At 34.6% G+C, this 19,455-nt stretch carries 19 protein-coding genes; 7 read left to right on the top strand and 12 right to left on the bottom strand.

The features are described from left to right. Positions 1-2: 2 nt before the first annotated feature. Both HRU49_RS03145 and HRU49_RS03140 read left to right on the top strand, forming a co-directional pair. Positions 3-230 carry a hypothetical protein gene (locus HRU49_RS03145; protein WP_296354073.1) on the top strand — a complete coding sequence of 76 codons (228 nt, stop codon included), beginning with the start codon at positions 3-5 and terminating at the stop codon, positions 228-230. Then, a complete protein-coding gene (locus HRU49_RS03140; protein WP_296354071.1) occupies positions 230-802 on the top strand; it encodes a phosphatase PAP2 family protein in 573 nt (190 codons plus the stop codon). The genes HRU49_RS03145 and HRU49_RS03140 overlap by 1 nt, the downstream gene beginning before the upstream one ends. Here the strand turns inward: HRU49_RS03140 and HRU49_RS03135 are convergent. Genes HRU49_RS03135 through HRU49_RS03115 form a run of 5 tightly spaced genes read right to left on the bottom strand, consistent with a single transcriptional unit; the run spans position 789 to position 5,442 of the window. Continuing rightward, entirely contained in the window at positions 789-2,411 is a 1,623-nt protein-coding gene (locus tag HRU49_RS03135) for a glycosyltransferase (RefSeq protein ID WP_296354068.1), read from the bottom strand. The two genes, HRU49_RS03140 and HRU49_RS03135, sit on opposite strands and share 14 nt — an antisense overlap. Then, positions 2,404-3,030 (bottom strand): lipid-A-disaccharide synthase N-terminal domain-containing protein, encoded by a 627-nt coding sequence (locus HRU49_RS03130; RefSeq protein ID WP_296354065.1) that lies wholly within the window; start codon positions 3,028-3,030, stop codon positions 2,404-2,406. The genes HRU49_RS03135 and HRU49_RS03130 overlap by 8 nt, the downstream gene beginning before the upstream one ends. Next, positions 3,027-3,743, bottom strand: a complete 717-nt coding sequence (locus tag HRU49_RS03125; protein WP_296354063.1) for a glycosyltransferase family 2 protein — start codon at positions 3,741-3,743, stop codon at positions 3,027-3,029. The genes HRU49_RS03130 and HRU49_RS03125 overlap by 4 nt, the downstream gene beginning before the upstream one ends. Before the next feature lie 41 nt (positions 3,744-3,784). Beyond that, positions 3,785-4,864 (bottom strand): methylmalonyl Co-A mutase-associated GTPase MeaB, encoded by a 1,080-nt coding sequence (gene meaB, locus HRU49_RS03120; RefSeq protein WP_296354061.1) that lies wholly within the window; start codon positions 4,862-4,864, stop codon positions 3,785-3,787. Between the two features lie 14 nt (positions 4,865-4,878). Further along, positions 4,879-5,442, bottom strand: coding sequence for a DUF2911 domain-containing protein (locus tag HRU49_RS03115; RefSeq protein WP_296354058.1), 564 nt, complete (start codon positions 5,440-5,442; stop codon positions 4,879-4,881). A 175-nt stretch (positions 5,443-5,617) separates the two neighbouring features. Between HRU49_RS03115 and HRU49_RS03110 the strand changes: the two genes are divergently transcribed. The 4 genes from HRU49_RS03110 (at position 5,618) to HRU49_RS03095 (ending at position 9,157) form a co-directional block, all read left to right on the top strand. Further along, a complete protein-coding gene (locus HRU49_RS03110; protein WP_296354117.1) occupies positions 5,618-6,175 on the top strand; it encodes an RNA polymerase sigma factor in 558 nt (185 codons plus the stop codon). Further along, entirely contained in the window at positions 6,159-6,743 is a 585-nt protein-coding gene (locus HRU49_RS03105; RefSeq protein ID WP_296354056.1) for a hypothetical protein, read from the top strand. Before HRU49_RS03110 ends, HRU49_RS03105 begins: the two co-directional genes overlap by 17 nt. Before the next feature lie 48 nt (positions 6,744-6,791). After that, positions 6,792-8,378: a hypothetical protein gene (locus HRU49_RS03100; protein ID WP_296354054.1), complete on the top strand. Its 1,587-nt coding sequence runs from the start codon at positions 6,792-6,794 to the stop codon at positions 8,376-8,378. A gap of 95 nt (positions 8,379-8,473) precedes the next feature. After that, entirely contained in the window at positions 8,474-9,157 is a 684-nt protein-coding gene (locus tag HRU49_RS03095; RefSeq protein WP_296354052.1) for a peptidoglycan DD-metalloendopeptidase family protein, read from the top strand. An 884-nt stretch (positions 9,158-10,041) separates the two neighbouring features. On the opposite strand, the gene HRU49_RS03090 is transcribed toward HRU49_RS03095, so the two are convergent. From HRU49_RS03090 to HRU49_RS03060, 7 genes are all read right to left on the bottom strand, one after another. Beyond that, on the bottom strand, positions 10,042-10,518 hold the full coding sequence (locus tag HRU49_RS03090; RefSeq protein ID WP_296354051.1) for a hypothetical protein: 477 nt from the start codon (positions 10,516-10,518) through the stop codon (positions 10,042-10,044). A 65-nt stretch (positions 10,519-10,583) separates the two neighbouring features. After that, complete coding sequence (secA, locus tag HRU49_RS03085; protein ID WP_296354049.1) at positions 10,584-13,940, bottom strand: preprotein translocase subunit SecA; 3,357 nt, start codon at positions 13,938-13,940, stop codon at positions 10,584-10,586. A 168-nt stretch (positions 13,941-14,108) separates the two neighbouring features. Next, a complete protein-coding gene (locus tag HRU49_RS03080) occupies positions 14,109-14,330 on the bottom strand; it encodes a DUF2795 domain-containing protein (protein ID WP_008272287.1) in 222 nt (73 codons plus the stop codon). 154 nt (positions 14,331-14,484) lie between these two features. Further along, entirely contained in the window at positions 14,485-15,060 is a 576-nt protein-coding gene (locus HRU49_RS03075) for a cob(I)yrinic acid a,c-diamide adenosyltransferase (protein WP_296354047.1), read from the bottom strand. 48 nt (positions 15,061-15,108) lie between these two features. After that, on the bottom strand, positions 15,109-15,798 hold the full coding sequence (locus HRU49_RS03070) for an ABC transporter ATP-binding protein (RefSeq protein ID WP_296354044.1): 690 nt from the start codon (positions 15,796-15,798) through the stop codon (positions 15,109-15,111). A gap of 90 nt (positions 15,799-15,888) precedes the next feature. Next, the gene (locus tag HRU49_RS03065) at positions 15,889-16,659 is read right to left on the bottom strand and encodes a class I SAM-dependent methyltransferase (RefSeq protein WP_296354042.1); all 771 of its coding nucleotides are present in this window, start codon (positions 16,657-16,659) and stop codon (positions 15,889-15,891) included. Continuing rightward, entirely contained in the window at positions 16,659-18,521 is a 1,863-nt protein-coding gene (locus HRU49_RS03060) for an ABC-F family ATP-binding cassette domain-containing protein (protein WP_296354040.1), read from the bottom strand. Before HRU49_RS03060 ends, HRU49_RS03065 begins: the two co-directional genes overlap by 1 nt. 101 nt (positions 18,522-18,622) lie before the next feature. Between HRU49_RS03060 and HRU49_RS03055 the strand changes: the two genes are divergently transcribed. Continuing rightward, entirely contained in the window at positions 18,623-19,423 is an 801-nt protein-coding gene (locus tag HRU49_RS03055; protein WP_296354039.1) for a polysaccharide biosynthesis/export family protein, read from the top strand. Positions 19,424-19,455 lie beyond the last annotated feature (32 nt).

Below are 19,455 nucleotides of genomic sequence, written 5' to 3'. Positions count from 1 at the left end.
AAATGGAATTACCAAAATTCATTCTAGGAGATAATACAGACCATCCTGATGCGATTTATATTATTCATACAGAATTCCCTAGGTTTATCATAAATCTTGAGAATGATGAAGTGGAGTGGTTCGAGGAGTTTGATCAGCATGATCAAAAAGAATTAGAAACAGAAACTGAGAACTATATTAAACAAGCTACTGAATTTTACGATAGGGAAGTAGCACGTTACGAAGACTAATGCTAGACAGGCTTTTAGAATTAGATACTGAACTTTTTGTTTACCTCAATAGTCTTGGTAACTCATCATGGGATTGGCTCTGGCTCGCTATTACAAATGAGTTTACCTTTGTGCCTTTGTATGCAGTTCTATTATTTCTTATCTACAAAAGGTTAGGATGGAAAGCCTTACTTGTAATTGTGATAACCATCACCTTGATGATATTATTTACAGATCAGACTACTAATCTGGTAAAGCGTTCTGTGCTTCGCTTTAGACCTTGTGCATGTGATGAAATTAAAGACTTTATCCGTTTCATAGCTGAACGTTGCAGTTCTAATCGAAGTTTCTTTTCGGGCCATGCCTCTAACTCTATGGCTGCTGCAGTATTTGGTGGCTTAGTGTTACGACCGTACTTTAAAAACCTCATATTCATTCTTTTAATGTGGGCAGTATTAGTGGCTTATAGTCGTATTTATGTTGGTGTGCATTTTCCAGTGGATTTAATTTGCGGAATGATCTTTGGCGCACTTGCCGGATTTGGTTTTTACAAGTTAAATAAGTTTGCTTTAAGACGCTTTATTTCAGACTAAGGCGATAGAGGTGATTTACCAATCGACTACGATGGCTTCTAGTGCCTTTTTTAGAAGTATTTAAATCGTATATCGCTATAAACTCAATGGTGTAAAGATCATTAATCTGATCATAACTACTAAGTTCGTTGGCGCTATTGGTAAGTAAATGAAATTCTTTTTCTTCAGGAATTTGTAGTCCTTCTTCTGATTTTAACTTTGGTATTTTATCTCCATAGTGGTAAATGGCTTCAGGTGAAACCTCATTTATACTATAGAGTGATAGTTTTGAGTCGGTAAGTTCAGAGACTGATTTATAATCTGCCTGAATTTGCATTTCAGAAATTGGTAAAGCAAATAACCCTAAACTCATCATAAAACTAATTAAGAGATAAAAGCTAATTTTAATATTATTGGATTTTAAACTTTTAATCAAAAAGATTCCTATTAAGAGCAATATAATTGTGATTAATAAAAATCTAATTAAAACCCAACCCGTTAAAAAAGGTCCAAAAAAGAATCCTAGAAGTCCAAATAATAAACCCATACTTGCAATCAAACCAAAAGCAAAATATACAGGTATAGTTTCACGTTTGTGCTTAATGTTTTTAAACTCTCGAGTTAGATAATCGATATAAAAACCAATATTAAGTGCTAACGGAATTAATACTGGCATTAAGTAACGCGACTTCTTCTCTGGTATCAAAGAAAGTAATGCCACGGCTATTATGGTCCAAAAGAAGCTAAAGCGGTAGGCTTTTAAATTTGAAACTCTAGATTTCATGTATGGATACAACAAACTAATAAAAGCTGGTATGGTCCATAAACCACTTTGAATAAAGAAGCTCCAGTAATAATAAAAAGGCCTTACGTTATAACTGCTCCAATTTGAAGTTTCTTTTGATGCAATAGCTGCAAAGGTTTCAGGATCTGCGATTCTTACATGAAAATACCACCATCCACCTAATACAATGCCAAATATCAATAAGCTCATCAACTTTAAAAAATGAAGAACTCTTCCTTTGAGTTTAAACGATATACCATAGGCAATCACAAAAGATAGGAATAGCACATAAAGCGATACAGGGCCTTTAGAAAGCACAGAACAGGCTAAAAAGAGTACGAATAACAAACTATTGACAATGCTTGTTTTTTGACTTTGAAACATTTGAAATAATTGATACAATGCCATTAGCATAAAGGCATGTGTATAAATATCCCAAGGGGCTTCAATGATAATACCAATCACATAAAATGAGCTTAAGACTATAAATCCGTTCATTAAACTATGTGATTTATTAAGTTGTAGTTTTTTAGAGAAGAGGTAAATGGAAATACCGATACTTGCCATAAATAATAAGGCTGGCCAACGCAATGCTAAAAGAGACTTCATGCCGAAAAGCATTCCAAAAACTGCGGTAACCCAAGTGGGTAGTGGTGGTTTTTGATAACGTGCTTCACCATTCATTGTTGTAAGAATCCAGTTGTCATCCGTTATCATTTCTCTGGCAGAAATGAAGTTACGCGCTTCCATGATTGTTACTGGAATGACATCTATAGTAAAGCCAAGCATTAGTATTACAAAGAGTAATAAACTGAGGATTGGATATCTTTCGAGGTACTTAATCATTAGTTGTTTGTCTAATTAAAAAAGCATTGCGTGCATAAATAATCATTCCAAAAAGGTGACCAATAAAAAGTACTGGATCTTCTCGAATAATAGCATAAGTTAAGATTAAAGAGGCACCAATTAAACTTAATACCCAAAATCCCATTGGTAATGAAGACTCCTTATGACGTTCTGAATGTATCCATTGGTAAATAAATCGTAATGTGAATATTATCTGAGCAACAATTCCTAAAATCAGCAACCAAGTTGGGATAGCCTCATTTTTAAATAAGAGTTCAATATCAATTTTATTGTTGTTGTAGTAGAAGACAACAATAAGAATAGGCACAATAAATAGTAAATATTGCAATAGTTTTGGCATTTTTTGCCATTGTCCTTGTAATTGAAGATTTCGTATATAAATAAAATAGGTTAAACTTTGACCAAGCATAATGGCAAAATCTAATCTTAAATAACCATAAACAAATAGTAAAAACGACGCAATAAGACTCAAAGTCCAAAAAGTACTAGGTGTAATTACTCTACGGTGTTTCTCAGAGGTAATCCATTGCACCAATAATCTTGAAGAAAATAAAATTTGTGCTAAAAAACCAATACTGTAAATTATCCAATCTTTCATTTACTGGATTTTGCAACGTCGTAATTGATGTATTTTTTCTTCATCCATAGGTAGGCAAAACAGTCCATTAATGGTCCAATTAGGCGGTTCCATACCCCAAACTTTGCTGTGCCTGCAATTCGAGGAAAATGCTGTACAGGAATTTGAATAACTCGGCCATTCTGTAACATAATCATTGCTGGTAAAAAGCGATGTAAACCTCTAAACATTGGAATACGTTTAGCGTAATCGGTCTTAATAACTTTTAAAGGACATCCTGTATCATCCATGCCATCTTTTGTAAAAGTACGTCTAATACTATTAGCAATTTTAGAAGACATGTTTTTTACAAATGAATCTTTACGATTAGCACGGACTCCCGTAACTAATTCGTGAGTGTCTATATGTTCGAGTAAAATATTAAAGTCTTCTGGTGCAGTTTGTAAATCGGAATCTATATAGCCTAATAGTTCTGTGTCCACATGATCAAAACCTGCTTTTATGGCAGCGCTTAATCCTCTATTTTCTTTAAAGCTTATAAATTGGAAGGCCTTATTGCTATCACATATCTCTTCGATCATGGTCTGACTTGCATCTGAAGAGCCATCATTAACAAAAAGAACCGCAGTAGGTACAGATGCTATTGATAGATACTTTGATAGTTCTGTTTCAACCCGTTCAAGATTATCTTCTTCATTATAAACAGGAACAATAATCGTAAACTTATAAGACATATAATTGATTGCTTCGTTCCTGCAAAAGTATAGTTTTTTTCTTATAAAGAAAGTAAGTATTCCGCAGCGGCAAATGGAGTCGTTTTGCCAGATTCAATACGTGTAATTTGATGTTGCAACTCGGACTTTACTTTGGTAGAGGAATAGAAATCAGATTTTAAACGTTCTTCAATGGTTTGCAGTAGCCAGAATTTATTCTGTTGGTTTCTATTTTTATCAAAAAAATGATTAGCCTTTGTGGTTTTAAGGTAGTTCTGAATTAATGTCCAAACATCGTTAATGCCTTCTTGTTTTAAGGCACTGCACAAAGATACTTTAGGTATCCATCCAGAATCTTTTTCTGGATATAAATGTAAGGCGCGGTTAAATTCAACTTTCGCTGATTTAGCAGCTTTAAGATTATGACCATCGGCTTTATTTATAACTATAGCATCGGCCATTTCAATAATCCCACGTTTTATGCCTTGCAATTCATCACCAGCACCTGCCAGTTTAAGCAATAAGAAAAAGTCAACCATACTATGCACTGCAGTCTCGCTTTGTCCAACTCCAACAGTTTCTATTATTATGGTATCAAAACCAGCAGCTTCACATAAAACTATAGTTTCTCTTGTTTTTCTGGCCACACCTCCTAAAGAATCGCCTGAAGGCGACGGTCTTATAAATGCATTTTCATCTTTAACAAGATCTTCCATACGAGTTTTATCTCCAAGAATACTTCCTTTACTTAAGGTGCTACTTGGGTCCACTGCAAGTACAGCAACCTTTTTCCCAATACTTGTAAGGTAACTACCAAAAGCTTCAATAAAAGTACTTTTTCCTACCCCTGGAACTCCAGTTATACCGATGCGTACAGATTTGTTTGAGTGAGGTAAACATGCAGAAATTATGTCTGTTGCTTTTTTTGTGTGCGTCTTGTTTTTACTTTCCACTAAAGTAATGGCTCTACTCAAATCTGTAATATTTCCCGAAGAAATACCAGCTACGAGTTCTTTAATAGAGGGTTGTTTTTTACGCTTGGCTTTTATTGAGGCTGCAGAATTTGAACTTAATATTTCTGGTGGAGAAATACCATCTTGTTCATGCAAAGCGGATTTATATGTTTTATTCTTTTTAGCCACTTTGCAATCACTGGTTAGGGTGCAGAATTGGGATATACTACAACTGGTATTTCAATAAGTGTCTGATCCCAAGCCATAGTGAGTTTAAGATTTCCTGTTTTATTATCAAAAGCAATGGTGAATTTTTCTACAATTTCTTCTAAGTCTTGTTTAGGAACCTCTAATTCGATAACATCAAAATTTGGATCCCACATGGGTTCCATTTTCTCATTGACACCCCATTTGTAATCTTTGGAGTTAAACATTACTTTCCAAGAATTTTTCATTGGTACCGTCCAGAGGGTATACTTTCCTTTTTTTAACAGCATCCCATCGATCATCAAGTCTTTGTTAGTTTGAAATGTCGTAGCTTCATTAGCGCCAGTTCTCCAAACCTTATCAAAAGGTACTAAAGCACCAAAAATTTCTCTATCACGTTTTGAGGGTCTGTTGTATTCAACATTAAGTTTTAAATCATTTAAAGTAATCTTAGCAGTATCCTTTGGACTTTTACGAAAAAATAAGTTCTCACCAAATGCCAAATAGATAACAAGACCTAGAGCAATAACAGATAAGACAATAAGGAGACGTTTTAGCATGAGTCTTTTTCTTAATCGGTTCTAAAATTTAAAGATAATTCAATTCCCTAAATTTATAGAACAGAACGCTGAATTTTAAGCAAATCTTATAAATTTTTAAAAAATTAAACTTTTTTGTCACACATAAATAAATGTGTCGTCTTTAAAGCGAACCGATCACAAAAACCAATTTATCATTAGTACGCTACAAATTCATATTGTTGAAAAATGCAAGAAGAATGATAGACAAGCACAGATGCAATTGTACAATAAATATTGCGATGGTATGCTCATAGTGGCACTTCGATTTGTCAAGGATACTATGGAAGCTGAGGATATTGTTCAGGAGGCATTTATCAAAGCATTCTCTAATTTAAATCAGTATAGGGCAGAGGTGGCCTTTGGGGCTTGGTTAAAACGAATTGTTGTTAATCACTGTATTGATGTATTAAAATCAAAACGTCAGCGCTTAATGGAATTAGAAGAACATCATTTAAACGTTGTAGATGAAGACTATGAAAATGAGTGGTTAGTTGATGATGAGATTACCTTAGAAGAGGTAAAACAGACAATTGAAGAATTGCCAGAAAAATATAAGTATGTTGTGATGTTGTACTTAGTAGAAGGTTACGATCATCAGGAAATTTCAGAAATATTAAATATTACTGAAGTGGCCTCAAGAACACAGTTATCACGTGGTAAACAAAAGTTACAAGCAATATTAAAATTGAAGAAAAATGGCACAAGATCTTAAAAATTTATTTGAAAAGGACTCCAATGCGCAAAATGCTAAAATGTCTAAAGGTCATGAAGCAAGGTTTCTATCTAAACTGGATGACGCCTTGCCACAGGAGACAAAAGCTTCAAGATTTAGTTTCTTAAATATTGCAGCAAGTGTAGTGGTGATATTAGGATTGAGCTTTGGTGCTTACCAGTTTTTAAACAATTCCGGCGGTGATACTCCTGAAGGAACCGAAGTAGTTAATGGAGGAGAATCCAAGAAGGACATTAAAAGTATGGGAGAAGTCGTTCCTGATTTAAAGCGAGTAGAGGACTACTATTTAGCAAGCATCAACCTTGAGTTGTCTAAAGTACAAATGACACCTGAAAATAAGGACTTAGTTGATGGCTATATCCAAAGGCTAAAAGAGCTCAATGACGAATACGACAATCTTATTCTAGAACTCAATGAAAATGGTCCAAATGAAGCAACTTTAGATGCTTTAATAGATAATTTAAAGTTTCGATTAAATCTCGTTATGAGACTCAAAGAAAAGTTACAGGAGTTTAATGACGACGCCTTTGAACAAGTAATCACATAATCAATATTATACATTAAATCAAAAAACGAACAGTTAAATCAAAAAATCATGAACACAATTAGAATTTTAGTATTGTGCCTTATAACCACAATTGGGTTTGCACAGAAGAAATTAAGTAAAACATCACAGTCTATTAAAGTCAATAAGGATGTTGTGGTAGATCTAAATACCAGCTATGCCGAAATTGAAATCAGTACGTGGAATAAAGATATTGTTGAGGTTGAAGCCTATATTGAAAGCGATAAGTTATCAGAAGAGCAGTTAGAGCGTGCTTTAAAAGCATGGAATCTTAGGGTAGATGGCTCAAATGACAACGTAACTATTTCTTCTCAAGGCGGAAGAGTACTCGGCCTTTTTGGTGAAGAGGATTACACAGCGATTTTAAGAGACTTGGAGTTTGAATTAGCAGATGTGCCGGAGATTTCAGAGATATTGGTATTGCCAATGGCAATGTTAGCCGATATGCCTGCGATACCGGATATGCCGGATATGCCAGAATTTCCTGAACTACCTGAATTACCGGACGGGATTAAATCAATTAGTTTTGATTATGACAAATATCACGAAGAAGGTGAGAAGTATTTAGCAGAGTGGAGTAAAAAGTACGAAAAGAAAGGTGGCAAGGAATTACAAGAAAAAATGGAAGCCTGGGTAAAGAAATTTTCGGAATCGGGATACCAAGAGAAAATGGCAAAATGGGGCGAAGAATATGGAAAGCGTTTTGAAGGCAAGTGGGCAAAAGAAATGGAAGAATGGGGAGAAAAATTTGGTGAGTCTTATGCAAAGGATATGGAAAAATGGGGAGAAGAATTTGGAAATGAATGGGCTGAAAAAATTGAAGCTTGGGGTGAGCGTTTAGGTAAGCAAATGGAAATGCAGGCTGCAAGAATGGAAAAAGATGCCGAACGTGCTTCTAAAATGGCAGAGCGTGAGGCAAGAATAGCGGAGCGCTATGCAGAGCGTATTCAAGCAGCAGCAGAACGTGCAGAAGCAATGGAAGAGCGACGAGAGCAAATGAGCGAGCGAAGAGAATCTGCTTTAGCAAGGCGTTTAGAATCTGGAAACAACACTAAAGTAAGAAAGGTCATTAAAATTAAGATTCCTAAAAAGGCTAAACTTAAAACAGATATTAGGCATGGTGAAATAAAATTATCGTCCGTATTGTATAATATGGAAGGTGAAATATCTCATTCTAGCTTATTAGCAGAAAGTATTGATGGAAGCGAAACGTCCATCAATACTTCCTATTCTGATGTTTTAATTAATAATTGGTTAAACGGAACTTTAGGATTAAAATTCGTAGATAATGCATTACTGAAAAATGCTCAAGGATTATCATTAACATCCAATTCATCTAATGTTAATATCGACTACCTATCAGGTAATAATATAATAGATGGTAGTTTCGGTGAATTAACCATTCATAATATTTTGGATTCTTTTAAGAATTTAAACTTAGTTTTAGAGAATAGTGAAGCATGGCTTAAAATTCCTAGTGTTGAATATAATCTTATGTTTAATGGTGATCGTTCTAAGTTTAATAATGAATATAAAAAGCTTAAAACTATCAATGGAAATAACACAAACAAATCTATAATCATTAATGCTAAATATAGCAATGTAACTATGAATTAAGCCTTTATGTTGTTTGTTGCCTAAAGGTTTATTCTTCATTATCTTTCCTGTTTTCCATTAAAATAGATTCTTATTTTTATGGAAATTTATTTTTTATGGCCCTAAGTCAATTTGAGTTACTTCTTTCGAAAATTCATTCATTTCCAATTCTTAAAGATTTAGAATTGGCTGATTACACTACTTTGGATTTATCAGTAGCTAATGCAGCACTTAAATCTGTTGATGTCTCTTCATCAGATGCATTAGAGAATTACATCTGGAATTATATTAAAACTCAGGATGCTAAAGCCGCTTATGGCGGTTATTTAGAGCAACGCGGTATTTATGAACGTAGTAATTATTTCAACAAAGTACATCCTGATGAAGAGCGAAATATTCACTTAGGACTCGATTTATGGATTGAATCCAATACTGCTATTCATGCTCCACTTGAAGGCATCATTCATAGTTTTAATAATAATACCAATCATGGCGATTATGGTCCAACGATAATATTAAGTCATCAGTTTGAAGGTTTAAATTTTTACTCGCTTTATGGGCATTTAAGTTTGGCATCTATAAAAGGTCTTCAAATAGGTATGCCTATTAATAAAGCACAGGAGTTTGCTCGTTTAGGTACAGCAGAAGTTAATGGAGATTATCCACCACATTTACATTTTCAAATTATTAAAGATATTCAGCATTATAAAGGTGATTATCCGGGTGTAAGTAATAAAATTGATTTAGAGTTTTATAAAATGAACTGTCCAGATCCAAATTTACTATTGAAACTTTCCTAATACTATTCAAAATCGTCTAAGGAAAGGTGTTTTGATATTCGTCTTTACCGATGGTTGCACCTTCTGCAGAATTACAGTCCATAGTAATTTTCGATACACCATTAGATTTTTCGACAAAGACATTAAACTGTCCATAGTAAGCTTGTTCATTAATTTTACCTTTTTAAATATTCAGTCTCACTTCTAGATTTTAATCTATTGACAATTGCAAGACATATTATGCCTATAAGCATAATGTGTCCTGTAATAATTTTAACAATACCAAAATTGGCAATTGCAATAATAAGTGTTAAAATCCCTCTGCCTCCTATTTCGTACTTAACTCCGTTTTCAATCTTCATTGCAAAGTATAACGATGCTATACATAAGAGAGTTGTAAAAAGTAATGCAAAAAACTGAGGCTTTGCATATTTAAAGGAACTAGGAAGTTCTGAACTATATTTGAATTTTGGACTTTCACTTTTTAAAAAATCAAACACCTCTTGTTTTGTGTTTTTATCTTTTATTATTAGCTCATCCTCCGAGCTATTACCAAAGTATATTTTGATATAATCTTTACCAGTTTGATTTTCAATAAGAGTAATGTAAGAATATGGTATGCTGAATAGGTTTTTTAAAAAATCTAATTGTGTAGATTGTTCATTTAATCTTTGAAGTTCTTCTTCTTTTGGATTGCCCTTATAAATACATTTATCTTTTATTAAGATTAATTTGTTCGACTTTTAATTTCTTTGTTTCCAGTATTTATGCATTGTGAAATTATCTATAGAGTCATACCAAATTATTCTCAGAAAGCTAAAGTATCATTTTTATCAACACTCGGCTCGGATGACTTTATTTTTTCCACTGTATCCAATACTCTTGTAAGCTCTCTTTGGTTATTTTTAAATCACTAATATTAAAGTTCGTGTTCTTCTATTAGTACATTTTTTTAGTTGTTCTTTTCTTTGACAAAGGGTAGGAGCTTGGCCCCAACCACCAACATGGTCAAAAGAGGTATAGGCTTTACATTTCTCTTCAACACGTTTAAAAGGAATTTCCAAAAAATAAGTTACAATACCAGAACCCATGCCATCAGTAGTCATTATAATTTTATCAAAATCTACCATGACATATTTGCCTTCTTGGTATAATTTTTTAAGTTCATCACCAACCTTGGTGGACATTGAATTAGAGAATTGGTGTGCAACATCATCACCGTTAATAAACTCTTCACCTTGGTAAGTTCCTTTGCAAGCATCGTCTGTGCAAGTAATACTTTTAGTCTCATAAAGAGTTAAGTGGGCAGAATCTCTTTCGTTTTTGCAGTTAACAAGGATTAAATACGGTATTATAAAAAGAATGAGATAAAAACGTTTCATGTCTTAAAATAAAAAATCCCGATGCATTACATCAGGATTTTTAAATATATAATTCAAACTAATTTTTAGTCAATCACTAAAACCCATTCACCTTTATCGATTAATGGAATGGCTTGTTTATACTTCACTTCTTTGCTTTCACCACTCATGACATTTTTAATGGTTACACGATCGTTACGGCCAATTTTTGGTTGCTCTCTAACGATGGTTTCTACGACTTGTTGCTGGCGAGATGCATTTTGCCCAACGGCTCTACTTTGCGCAGCACGTTCGTCCATGTTCTGGATTTCTTCTTTTTGCTCAGTCGTTTTCTCCTGACGACGTTTTTTAGCTTCTTGAATTGTATTCGCGGTTTCCTGAGGAATTTCGCCTTTAAACAAGAATGAAATTACATCTTTGTTAACCTGATCAATCATGCCCTTGAATAACTCGAAAGATTCAAACTTATAAATTAATAATGGATCCTTTTGCTCATGAACTGCTAACTGAACAGACTGTTTTAACTCATCCATTTTACGCAAGTGCGTTTTCCAAGCGTCATCTACAATGGCTAAAGTAATATTCTTCTCAAAGTCATTAATTAATTGTGTTCCCTTTGATTCGTATGCTTTTTCTAAGTCTGTTACTACTTGTAAGTTTTTAATACCATCAGTAAACGGTACAACAATACGCTTAAAGCGATCACGCTGTGTATTATAAACGTTTTCTATAACTGGATAGGCTAAATCTGCAGCGCGCTGCATTTTTTCACGATAGTGCTTAAAGGCCTCCTTGTAGATAACTCCAGCAATCTCTTGCTCACCCATTTTACCGAATTCTTCTTCAGAAATTGGTGAAGCCATTGAGAAGTAACGAATTAACTCAAACTCAAAGTTTTTATAATCATTCGCTGCCTTATTAGTCATTGCAATACCTTCTGAGGTATCAAAAATCATGTTGGCTAAATCCACACGAAGACGCTCACCATGTAAAGCATTACGACGACGTTTATATACTACTTCACGCTGCGCGTTCATAACATCGTCATATTCTAATAAGCGTTTACGCACACCAAAGTTGTTTTCTTCTACTTTTTTCTGAGCACGCTCAATAGATTTTGAAATCATTGAATGCTGAATCACTTCTCCTTCCTTAAGACCCATACGGTCCATCATTTTAGCGATTCGTTCTGAACCAAAGAGGCGCATTAAATTATCTTCTAAAGACACGTAAAATTGTGAACTTCCCGGATCTCCTTGTCGACCTGCTCTACCACGTAATTGTCTATCGACACGTCTTGAGTCGTGACGTTCCGTACCAACAATAGCAAGACCGCCTGCTTCTTTTACTTCGTCACTCAATTTAATATCTGTACCACGACCTGCCATGTTAGTGGCTATGGTTACCTGGCCAGCATTACCAGCTTGTGCAACGATTTCTGCTTCTTTCTTGTGCTGCTTAGCGTTAAGTACATTATGTGGTATTTTACGAATACTTAACATCTTACCAAGTAACTCTGAGATCTCAACATTGGTCGTACCAATTAGAACTGGACGTCCAGCATTTGACAAGCCTACAACTTCATCAATAACGGCATTATACTTTTCACGCTTGGTTTTATAAACTAAATCTTCTCTGTCATCTCTTGCGATAGGTCTGTTAGTTGGAATTTCAACAACATCTAATTTATAGATTTCCCAGAATTCACCAGCTTCTGTAACCGCAGTACCTGTCATACCAGATAATTTGCGGTACATTCTAAAATAGTTCTGAAGCGTAACTGTTGCGAATGTTTGTGTTGCAGCTTCAATTTTCACATTCTCCTTAGCCTCTATAGCTTGGTGTAATCCATCTGAATAACGACGACCATCCATAATACGACCGGTCTGCTCATCAACGATCATCACCTTATTATCCATAACTACATACTGTACATCCTTTTCAAAAAGGGCATAAGCTTTCAATAATTGATTGAGTGTATGGATACGTTCTGATTTAATACTAAAGTCTCTGAATAAATCTTCCTTTAGAACCGCCTCTTCTTCAGCTGCTAATCCCTTTTCTTCAATCTTAGCGATTTCGGTACCCATTTCTGGCATAACGAAGAAGTTTGGATTATCTTTTCCAGAGAGGTAATCAACACCTTTGTCGGTTAACTCTACTTGATTATTTTTCTCGTCAATTACATAATAGAGTTCAGCATCTACTTTTGGCATTTCTCTATTATTATCTTGCATGTAGAAATTCTCAGTTTTTTGAAGTAATTGTTTAACACCTTCCTCACTTAAGAATTTAATTAAAGCCTTGTTTTTAGGGATACCTCTGTAAACACGTAATAATTGAAATCCACCTTCTTTGGTATCTCCTGAGGTAATTAGTTTTTTAGCTTCGGCTAAAACACCTACAAGGTATTTACGTTGTACAGATTCGATCTGTTCTACTTTGGGTTTCAACGCATCAAATTCATGTTCATCTCCTTTTGGAATTGGCCCAGAGATAATTAATGGCGTACGTGCGTCATCAACTAATACAGAATCTACCTCATCGACTATAGCGTAATGGTGTGGGCGTTGTACTAAATCTTCTGGTGAATGCGCCATATTATCACGTAAGTAGTCGAAACCAAATTCGTTATTAGTACCATAAGTTATATCTGCGTTATAAGCTTTACGACGCGCATCAGAGTTTGGTGTATGGTAATCAATACAATCTACACTGAGTCCATGAAATTCAAAAATAGGAGCCATCCAAGCACTATCACGTTTAGCTAAATAATCGTTAACTGTAACAAGGTGCACACCTTTACCAGCAAGTGCATTAAGGTATACAGGGAGTGTTGCGACTAAGGTTTTACCTTCACCTGTTTGCATCTCAGCAATTTTACCTTGGTGCATGGCAATACCACCAATGAGCTGAACGTCATAGTGAATCATATCCCAAGTAATTGGCTTACCAGCAGCATCCCAAGAATTAGCCCAGACTGCTTTGTCCCCGTCTAATGTTACGTAGTCTTTACTTCCAGACACCTCTCGATCAAAGGCATTTGCAACTACAGAAATTTTTGGATTATGAACAAAACGTTTTGCGGTTTCTTTAACCACAGCAAAGGCTTCTGGTAGGATGTCATTAAGCACTTCTTCTGTAACCTCGTAAATGTCATCTTCTATTTTATCAGCAGCAACGTAAATATCCTCACGTTCATCAATGTCTTCAGTGATTTCAGCTTTTGCTAATAATTCGTTTTGTTTTTCTAGAAGTGGCTTTCTAGCTTCAGCAATCTTATCTTTAAATTCTATAGTTTTTGCTCTAAGCGCGTCGTGGGATAAGGCTTCTAAGCTACTTTCGAAGGTTTTAATCTTATCTACAATTGGTTTAATAGCACTTACATCCTGCTTGGATTTGTCTCCAACAAACACTTTAAGTACTTTATCTAATATACCCATGGTCAATATTTTGTAATAGCCTGCTTAGTGAACAAACTATGTGTTAATTTCAGTAAAATGGTTGGCTTGTAAGGCCTAATAGGATTCTTGTTTTAAGAGAATCCGAAAATAAAAAAAGTCTCTCAGTTAAGATAACGCAAGAGACTTTTTTTGTGATTTCATTATATGTTAATATTCGTCCTCATTCCAGAGGTAATCTTCGTCAGTTGGATAGTCTGGCCAAATTTCTTCAATTGAGTCGTACGAATCTCCTTCGTCTTCAATCGCTTGTAAATTTTCTACAACTTCAAGAGGTGCTCCTGTTCTAATAGCATAGTCAATAAGCTCATCTTTTGTTGCTGGCCAAGGTGCATCACTTAAATATGATGCTAATTCTAATGTCCAATACATTTGCGTGTAATTTTAATTTTTGCAAAAATAAATTTTTAGCTGAATAATTCAAGAAAAAACTAAATTATTTGAAATAATAATAAAAAGAACGTCTAAACTTCATCTTTTGAGCTCATTTCTTTCGATGTTCAGCCCTAAACTGAAGACTTAAAAATCACGATTCTTTTTTTGGAATCCACTTAATCTCTTCAGCTTGCAAATCATGTGACAACTTCCGTGCCAATACAAATAGATAATCAGAAAGACGATTTATATACATAAGTGTTTCTGGTTGAAAAGGCTCTAATTCATTGAGGTGAGAAGCTAAACGCTCTGCTCTGCGACACACAGTACGTGCTATGTGACAGAATGACACCGTTTGATGCCCTCCTGGAAGTACAAAGTGTGTCATTGGCGGTAAACTATCTTCCATAAGATCCATTTCCCTTTCTAGTTTTTCAATATCAGCATTCGAAATCTTAGGAATGTTTAATCTTGCTTTCCCATTTTTAAGTGTTGCTTTTTCAGGATCTGTTGCTAGGATAGCACCAACTGTAAATAATCGGTCTTGAATTTCCATCAAGGTGTTTTTGTACAATTGATTAATATTTTGATCACGTATAAGACCAATGTGTGAATTTAGTTCATCAACAGTACCGTAACTTTCTATGCGAATATGATGTTTAGGAACCCGTGTGCCACCAAATAGCGCTGTTGTTCCTTTATCACCTGTCTTTGTGTATACTTTCATATAGCAAAGTTAAGGATAATGGCTCTAAGTAAGAAGTATAAAAAATGATTAACTGTTGAAGGTGTCGCTCTCAATAATACCATCACGTAAACGAATAACACGTTTAGCATGTGCAGCAATATCCTCTTCGTGAGTTACCATAATAACGGTGTTTCCCGCGGTATGAATCTGATCGAAGAGTGCCATGATTTCTGTTCCTGTTTTGGAGTCCAGATTTCCTGTTGGCTCATCAGCCAGTATGATTGAAGGTTTATTTACGAGAGCTCGGCCAACTGCAACACGTTGTCTTTGTCCACCTGATAATTGATTTGGTTTATGATCCATACGATCCTCTAAACCTACATCAATTAAAACTTCAGTAGCGCGATCATTACGTACTTTCTTTGAGGCACCAGCATAAACCATAGGTAGGGCCACATTATCCAAGGCAGTGGTTCTTGGTAATAAGTTAAACGTTTGGAATACGAAACCAATTTCTGTATTTCGAATATCCGCTAACTCATCATCGGTCATTTGACTCACATCCTTGCCGTTAAGTTTATACATACCAGCCGTAGGTGTATCTAAACAGCCTAGAAGATTCATTAAAGTTGATTTACCAGAACCTGATGGGCCCATGATGGCAACATATTCACCACGTTTAATATCAAGATCTATACCTTTTAGTACATGAACAATTTCTTGCCCTAGTTTAAAATCGCGAATAATGCCTCTAATTTCAATGACGTTGTCACTCATAAATTATATGGTGTTGGTTGCTTAAATCCTTTGCAAGATAAAAGAATTAAAAAATCAGTTCGCCAATAAGACGTTAAAGTTAACGCCATGTTACAATCTAATCTTAAAATGTTCTTTGGCTTGCTCTTTTCTAAAAAATACAAAGCCTAAATGGAAACAGTCTACCGTAACCCTAACAGATTCGTGATTTTTAATGTGTTGCCAAGCTTCTGTCATGCCTTTAGACCAATAAATATCATCAAAAATAAAGACGGAATTGTTATTTGCTTTCGGCAGAAGCATTTCAAAATACTCAATGGTAGCGACTTTATTATGGTGCCCATCAAAATAGATGCAATCATAGGATGGCTGACTAAGATTGGGTATGGCTTCGAAAAACGCACCTATTTGAAAGGCTATATTTTCAATACCTAAAATATTCAATTTTGATTGTGTAAATTCTGAGGTCTTCTTGCAACCTTCAATGGAAGTTACTCTTGTATGTTTATTTGACAGTGCAAATGCATAGGTGCCAACTCCTAAAGAGGTGCCTAATTCGAGGATAGTGTTTATGTTAAAGTATTGACTCAGTCTGTATAGCAGTTGTGCTTCTTTTTTAGAACTACTTGAAATATTCACCATTCGTCTTACTTTACGGCGCTTTGAATTCAGCGACTTAGAGCCTTCACCACGGTCTATAACCTGTAATATTTTATCAGAAGATTTTAATAGTCGACGATAGTTATTAATTAATCCATAATCAGAATATTTAGTTTTATCATAAAGGCACTTTGTCACAAAGTTGTAGATAAATGGAGAGTGCACGCCATGCTGATTTGTGGCAGATAGTATGAATTTTATATAAGCTATGAATTGATGCATTACTGTTCTAGTTTTTCTGCTAACTCAAACCATCTCATTTCCTTTTCTTCAATAGTGTCTATTATCGTTTGAAGTTCTGTGGATAAAGTATTAATGTCGTCTTCTGATAGTTCTGGATTATTAAACTTGCTCTCGAGCGCTTTTTTATCCAATTCTAAAGACCGGATTTTAGATTCTAAATTTTTGTATTCTTTCTGCTCATTATAGGATAATTTATGTGCTTCATTTTGTTTAAGGGCCTTTGAACTATCTGATTTTTCAACACTTATCTCATGTTTAGGTTGACTAGAATCGTATGCTCTAAAATCTGAATAATTACCAGGAAAGTCTTCGATAATGGCATTTCCCCTGAATACAAAAAGATGGTCGACAATTTTATCCATAAAGTAACGATCATGCGATACTACTAATAGCACGCCAGGGAAGTCCATTAAAAAGCTTTCAAGGACATTTAAGGTAACAATATCTAAATCGTTTGTAGGTTCATCTAAAATAAGTACATTGGGATTTTGAATTAGAACGGTACATAAGTAAAGTCGTTTTTGTTCACCACCACTTAACTTTTCAACAAAATCATATTGTTTTTTGCGATCAAAAAGAAAACGTTCTAATAATTGTTGCGCACTTATTTGTCTACCCTTTGCAATTGGAATATAGTCGCCAAAGGCTCTAATGACATCAATGACTTTTTGCTCTGGATTTACGGTAATACCGCCTTGTGTATAGTATCCGATTTTTACTGTTTCTCCTAATACAATTTTTCCACCATCAGGTTGAATACCTCCTGTAAGTAAATTTAGGAAAGTTGACTTTCCTGTGCCATTTTTTCCGATGATTCCAATGCGTTCTCCTTTTTTAAAGGAATAGTCAAATCCATCGAGAATATTTTTGTCTTTGAATGCTTTAGAAACATTATGAAACTCAATGATCTTACTACCAAGACGTTCCATATTTATCTCTAGTTGTACGTGATGATCTTTACGGCGTTGATGTGCTTTTTTCTTTATTTCAAAGAAATCATCAATTCTACTTTTTGATTTTGTAGTTCTCGCCTTGGGTTGGCGTCGCATCCAATCCAGTTCTTTTTTAAATAGTTGTTTGGCTTTACCAGTTTCTATAGCTTCATTTTCAATTCGGGCTTCTTTTTTTTCTAAATAGTAAGAATAATTACCCTTATAGGTGTAGAGTTGACCGTGATCTAGCTCAATGATTTCGTTGCACACACGTTCTAAAAAATACCGGTCATGGGTCACCATAAAAAGCGTTTGTTGAGTCTTAGCAAAATAATCCTCTAACCATTCAATCATTTCAAGATCTAAATGGTTGGTTGGTTCGTCTAAGATGAGAATATCTGGTTGACTTAAGAGTGCTTGAGCTAATGCTAATCGTTTCTTTTGTCCACCTGAAAGTGTACTCACTTTCATGTTAAGATCGTTAAGTTTTAGTTGCGAAAGTGTTTGCTGATATTGTGTTTCAAATTCCCAAGCATTTGTTTGATCCATCGCATCAAAAGCCCTTTGATAAGCCTCTGTGTTCTCTGGATGTTTTAAAGCTTTTTCATAGTTTTTAATTATCTCTAAAATAGGAATGTCAGAAGCGAAAATTGTCTCTTCAATGGTTAAGTTAATATCAAGCTCTGGTTCTTGGTTGAGAAAAGCCAGACGTAAGCCTTTCCTAACTACAATTTGTCCTTGATCAGCTGTATCTTTTCCTGAAAGAATATTAAGAATGGATGTTTTGCCACTTCCGTTTTTTGCTACAAAAGCAATCTTCTGATTTTTATGAATGCTAAACGACAAATTTTCGAAGAGAATAAGTTCGCCATAAGCCTTAGAAATATTTTCTACGTTGAGGTAATTCACACTAATTTTTTTACAAAGAACGAAATAAACCGAAAAGAAACCTAATAGTTTTGTTATTGCTGGTGATACATTATATTTGTCGGTAAACACCTATTTTACCCATGAAAAGCATAAAGCTTTTGATTATTGTCCTAAGTTGTATCCTTGTGTCGTCATGTATTCCTCATAAAGACATAGTTTATCTTCAGGATAAAGAAAATTCAGGATATGATACAATTCCGAATAACTTATCCGAAGTACAAAAGCCTTATAGGATTCAGATTGATGATATTTTAAATATTAGAATTAAGGTTTTGGATCAGGAGAATGTTCAGATTTTTAATCCAACAAGTGACGAAAGTGTATTGCAAGCAAGTATTGCTGAGCGCGCATATTTTGATGGTTTTACAGTTGATTTACATGGGAATATTAGAATTCCTATTTTAGGTGAGATGAATGTACTTAATTACACCGTAAGAGAGATAGAAAATAAAATTAAAAAGAAACTACTTGAAGAACAGTTCAAAGAAACCTCAAATATATTTGTAACCGTAAAATTAGCCGGGCTTAGATATACTGCAACAGGTGAAATTAATTCGCCTGGTACCGTAACGCTCTATAAAGAACGTGTTGATATTTTTGAGGCTATTGCCAATGCTGGTGAGATACCTGTAACTGGTAATAGAAAAGAGGTAATGATTATTAGACAATATCCTCAGGGACAGAAAATTCACAGTCTAGATTTAACAGATGTTAATGTAATGAAGTCACCTTACTATTATATCCAACCTAATGATATGATATATATAAAACCGCTCAGGCAAAAATCTATTGGTACAGGCGAAACAGCTGTTTCGAGTATAACTACATTAGCAACAGTTATTACACTCATTACCTCAGTAATTATACTTTATTCGCTTTGATAAGATGGATTATAAAGATTATGAAGATACTG

This window comes from Winogradskyella sp., assembly GCF_013213975.1.
Taxonomy (GTDB): Bacteria; Bacteroidota; Bacteroidia; order Flavobacteriales; family Flavobacteriaceae; genus Winogradskyella.
Note: the sequence above shows the minus strand (reverse complement) of the source record. Positions and strands in the feature narration are given on the sequence as shown.

Bases quoted from the DNA above. Each gene is read 5' to 3' on its own strand.
- HRU49_RS03145 (WP_296354073.1), top strand. From the start codon at position 3: ATGGAATTACCAAAATTCATTCTAGGAGATAATACAGACCATCCTGAT.
- HRU49_RS03140 (WP_296354071.1), top strand. From the start codon at position 230: ATGCTAGACAGGCTTTTAGAATTAGATACTGAACTTTTTGTTTACCTC.
- HRU49_RS03135 (WP_296354068.1), bottom strand. From the start codon at position 2,411: ATGATTAAGTACCTCGAAAGATATCCAATCCTCAGTTTATTACTCTTT.
- HRU49_RS03130 (WP_296354065.1), bottom strand. From the start codon at position 3,030: ATGAAAGATTGGATAATTTACAGTATTGGTTTTTTAGCACAAATTTTA.
- HRU49_RS03125 (WP_296354063.1), bottom strand. From the start codon at position 3,743: ATGTCTTATAAGTTTACGATTATTGTTCCTGTTTATAATGAAGAAGAT.
- HRU49_RS03115 (WP_296354058.1), bottom strand. From the start codon at position 5,442: ATGCTAAAACGTCTCCTTATTGTCTTATCTGTTATTGCTCTAGGTCTT.
- HRU49_RS03105 (WP_296354056.1), top strand. From the start codon at position 6,159: ATGGCACAAGATCTTAAAAATTTATTTGAAAAGGACTCCAATGCGCAA.
- HRU49_RS03100 (WP_296354054.1), top strand. From the start codon at position 6,792: ATGAACACAATTAGAATTTTAGTATTGTGCCTTATAACCACAATTGGG.
- HRU49_RS03095 (WP_296354052.1), top strand. From the start codon at position 8,474: ATGGCCCTAAGTCAATTTGAGTTACTTCTTTCGAAAATTCATTCATTT.
- HRU49_RS03090 (WP_296354051.1), bottom strand. From the start codon at position 10,518: ATGAAACGTTTTTATCTCATTCTTTTTATAATACCGTATTTAATCCTT.
- secA (WP_296354049.1), bottom strand. From the start codon at position 13,940: ATGGGTATATTAGATAAAGTACTTAAAGTGTTTGTTGGAGACAAATCC.
- HRU49_RS03080 (WP_008272287.1), bottom strand. From the start codon at position 14,330: ATGTATTGGACATTAGAATTAGCATCATATTTAAGTGATGCACCTTGG.
- HRU49_RS03075 (WP_296354047.1), bottom strand. From the start codon at position 15,060: ATGAAAGTATACACAAAGACAGGTGATAAAGGAACAACAGCGCTATTT.
- HRU49_RS03070 (WP_296354044.1), bottom strand. From the start codon at position 15,798: ATGAGTGACAACGTCATTGAAATTAGAGGCATTATTCGCGATTTTAAA.
- HRU49_RS03065 (WP_296354042.1), bottom strand. From the start codon at position 16,659: ATGCATCAATTCATAGCTTATATAAAATTCATACTATCTGCCACAAAT.
- HRU49_RS03055 (WP_296354039.1), top strand. From the start codon at position 18,623: ATGAAAAGCATAAAGCTTTTGATTATTGTCCTAAGTTGTATCCTTGTG.